4 protein-coding genes are annotated in these 3,286 nt (G+C 33.5%); all 4 read left to right on the top strand.

Annotated features, from left to right (window positions below; all coding sequences use genetic code 11):
• On the top strand, nt 1–393 hold a 393-nt coding region (locus tag HMPREF9129_RS11600; protein WP_004819162.1), incomplete at its 5' end, for an MgtC/SapB family protein.
• Between the two features lie 87 nt (nt 394–480).
• Nucleotides 481–2,187, top strand: a complete 1,707-nt coding sequence (gene ggt, locus HMPREF9129_RS00440) for a gamma-glutamyltransferase (protein WP_004819161.1) — start codon at nt 481–483, stop codon at nt 2,185–2,187.
• A gap of 297 nt (nt 2,188–2,484) precedes the next feature.
• Nucleotides 2,485–2,805 (top strand): PadR family transcriptional regulator, encoded by a 321-nt coding sequence (locus HMPREF9129_RS00435; protein ID WP_004819159.1) that lies wholly within the window; start codon nt 2,485–2,487, stop codon nt 2,803–2,805.
• Nucleotides 2,798–3,286, top strand: a 489-nt coding sequence (locus HMPREF9129_RS10480) for a DUF1700 domain-containing protein (protein ID WP_004819157.1), incomplete at its 3' end; no start/stop codon positions are given. The genes HMPREF9129_RS00435 and HMPREF9129_RS10480, both read left to right, overlap by 8 nt.

Genomic DNA, 3,286 nt, shown 5'->3' with positions numbered 1-3,286 from the left:
AAAGATGATACAATAAGTGGGCTGACTACCTCAGCGGGTATTTGGACTATGGCGATTATAGGTATGAGCTTTGGAGCGGGCCTGTATTTTGTTGGGATAGTTGTATGTATGGTAATGGCGACAGTACAAAGTATGCTATATGTCGGAGGCGTATTTTTCTCTGCCGCGTCTACACATACTCTTGTTATTCAAGCAAATAATTTAACTGTAATAGATGAAATTAAACAGCATGTTGGATACAAGAAGATAAAATACAGCAATATAAAACAACTAAGTGGCGAAAGTAAACTTACAATAAATATGAGATTTTTATCGGATGATGAAGATGAAGTTATAAGAATTTCAGAAATGCTTGAAAAAAATCCTGATGTTGAAAAATTTTACATCCTGTAGTCTTTCATTAGATTATCATGATAAATTGTAATTGACACAATTAATTTATTGTGATAATCTGAAAATAAGATAAAGGAGGTATTTAATATGATAAGAAAACGATTACCTATTTGGACGTTAGTACTTAGTTTAATGGTGTCGGCGCTTTCGCCAATTGGTACATATGCGGCAACTAGAGAGCCAGTAAAAGACAATGGAACAGGGCTTGTAATGAGTACTAATCCTTTGGCGAACAAAGTAGGTAAGGAAGTACTTGATAAAGGTGGAAATGCAATTGACGCAGCTGTTGCAGTTGGATATATGTTAGCTGTTGTACACCCTGCTGCAGGAAATATTGGCGGCGGTGGATTTGCATTGATTCACACTGAAGATGGTAAAGACGTGGCATTGGATTTTAGAGAAACTGCTCCGGCAAAAGCTACAAGAGATATGTATCTTGATAAAAAAGGTAATGTAATAGATGGCATGAGTGTAACAGGATACAAAGCTGCCGGAATTCCAGGAACTGTAAAGGGCATGAGTGAAATGCTTAACGAATACGGAACTATGCAATTATCAGAATTAATTCAACCAGCTATAGACACAGCTAGAAATGGTTTTAAATTATCATCAAGACAAGCTGAAACGTTTGTAGAAGAAAAAGATAGAATGCAAAAATTTGAAGCTACAAAAAAATATTTCTATAAAGCAAATGGAAATCCTTATAAAGAAGGAGAAGTTTTAAAACAAGAAGATTTGGCAAAAACTTTAGAGAGAATAGCTAAAAGAGGACCATCTGAATTTTACAGAGGAGAAACCGCAGACCTTATAGTTAAAGATATGGAAAAGAATGGTGGGCTTATAACAAAGGCTGATTTAGCTGCTTATAAGACAGTTTGGAGAACTCCAGTAAAGGGAACTTACAGAGGATATGATATAGTTTCTATGTGCCCACCATCATCAGGAGGAACTCATATAATACAAATTTTAAACATAATGGAAAATGCAAACATCAAAGAAATGGGTTCACTTTCTTCAGAAACAATCCAATTGATGGCGGAAGCTGAAAGACAAGCTTATGCAGACAGAGCTGAATACATGGGAGATCCTGACTTTGTAAAAGTTCCAACTGCAAAACTCATGGACAAAGCATATGCTAAAAAAATATATGAAAAGATAGTTGCAAATAAAGATAAAGCTATTCCAAGTTCACAAGTTAAACCAGGATTAGAACTTCCTTATGAATCAGACCAAACTACTCACTATTCAGTAATGGATTCAAAGGGAAACGCCGTATCAGTAACTTATACAATAAACTGGACATTTGGTTCTGGAGCATCTGTTGACGGAGCAGGATTTTTATTAAATGATGAAATGGATGATTTTTCTGCTAAGCCAGGAGTTCCAAATGTATTTGGAGCAGTTGGCGGAGATGCGAACGCAATAGAAAGTGGAAAGAGACCTCTATCATCTATGTCTCCGACTATAATCCTAAAAGATGGAAAAGTATATATGGTAGTCGGAAGCCCTGGAGGAACTAGAATCATAACTACTGTACTTCAAGTAATATCAAACGTAATTGACCATGAAATGGATATAGCAGAAGCTGTTGCTAAACCAAGATTCCATATGCAATGGTTGCCTGATGAAATAAGAATAGAAAAAGATACTCTTGTAAAAGATGTAAAAGTGAAACTTGAAAATATGGGCTATAAAGTAACAAAGAAACCTGTTATGGGAGATGTAAATGCAATTATAAAAGACCCTAAAACAGGAACATTCTACGGAGCTAAAGACCCAAGAACTGAATTTTAATATAAAAAATTAGTAACACTATTTTTAATGAGAAAATGATAAGAACCCCTTTTGCTGTACATAGTGAAAGGGGGTTTTTAATGAAATTTATAAATTTAGCTATTCTATATGATAGATAATTCAAAAGTTATAATTTGATAAATTATTTATAAAGTAATACATATTTACAAACTATAGAGTAAATTAATAAAAAAGTTTTTGGATTGGTAGTAATATTTTAATTAGTATTATTTTATACTCAGTACCTTGTATTAAAAGGTAGCTTGTGATATTATACATCTGAAGAGAGGGAATTATATGAACGTACAGTTTAAAAAAGGTGTTTTAGAACTTTTAGTTTTTGCACTTCTCAAGGATAGAGACCACTATGGTTATGAAATGGTAGAAAAAATCTCAAAGCATATAAATATTTCAGAAGGCAGTATCTATCCTCTACTTAGGCGACTATCTAATGAAGGATATGTTTCTACATACTTAGAAGAGTCTCAAAGTGGACCGCCGAGAAAGTACTATACTATTACTAATTTTGGGAAAAAACAATATGAAGGACAAATTGAAGAGTGGTTTGAATTTATTAATTCTGTAAATATGATATTGAAAGGTGAAACGGATGAATAAAAAAGATTATTTGAATTTATTAAGATATCATCTTGGAGAACTGCCCAAAATAGTTGTAGATGATATTATCTATGATTATGAAGAGCATTTTAACTTGGGAATAGAACAAGGCAAAACTGAAGAAAAGATTGCTGAAGAACTTGGATATCCTGATGACATAGCTAAAGAGTACTTGGGAAGAGACCCTCAAAAAGCTACAAAAAAAGAAAATATAGAAAATGAAGAAAATATAGAAAAAAATGATAATAGATCAAGAAATATTTTATTGATAGTTTTAGGTTTGATCTTTGCTCCGGTAATCATAGGCGCTATTACAGGTATTTTCGGGTTGGCATTTGGAATATTTATGGGACTTATGGGAGCTGGAGTGGGTCTGATAGTAGGCGGGCTTGGATTATTTTTGAGCTTTTTTCCATTTATACCGGTTTCAGAAGTTGCTATTTTGGCAAATCCAATAACAAGATTATTTACAGGGATTGCG

This window comes from Peptoniphilus indolicus ATCC 29427 (assembly GCF_000227315.1).
Classification (GTDB): Bacteria; Bacillota; Clostridia; order Tissierellales; family Peptoniphilaceae; genus Peptoniphilus; species Peptoniphilus indolicus.
Note: the sequence above shows the minus strand (reverse complement) of the source record. Positions and strands in the feature narration are given on the sequence as shown.

Coding starts and splice junctions, on each gene's coding strand:
- ggt (WP_004819161.1), top strand. CDS start 481: ATGATAAGAAAACGATTACCTATTTGGACGTTAGTACTTAGTTTAATG.
- HMPREF9129_RS00435 (WP_004819159.1), top strand. CDS start 2,485: ATGAACGTACAGTTTAAAAAAGGTGTTTTAGAACTTTTAGTTTTTGCA.